General features: G+C 32.4%; 1 pseudogene. It reads right to left on the reverse strand.

Annotated features, from left to right (window positions below):
- Window positions 1–148: pseudogene (locus QOS10_RS10295) on the reverse strand (IS21-like element ISCbo2 family helper ATPase IstB); the annotation flags it as partial.
- Window positions 149–290 lie beyond the last annotated feature (142 nt).

The raw sequence follows: 290 nt of genomic DNA on the forward strand, positions 1-290 counted from the left end.
CAATCTCCTTATCGGTTAATTCTAATAATGCTTCGCTAAAGCTGATTTGGCTATCGTTGACTTGTTGCCGATAATCCGCAATTGACGCAGCCATATTATGTAAATTTAACTTCGTTAAATTATCAATTAGTTTTTGATACTGATTCATTTTATTCCCCAATCTGATCATAAATACTGAGGTTGTTAAGCATATACCGATTAATTTCTTTGTCCGTTTTATCTTCCATCAAATCACTTTTTAGAATGGCATGTTTATCGTGCGGATCATAATTAAACTGCTTATTGGTTAA

Origin of the sequence: Limosilactobacillus galli (genome assembly GCF_947381495.1) — a bacterium.
Lineage (GTDB): Bacteria > Bacillota > Bacilli > Lactobacillales > Lactobacillaceae > Limosilactobacillus > Limosilactobacillus galli.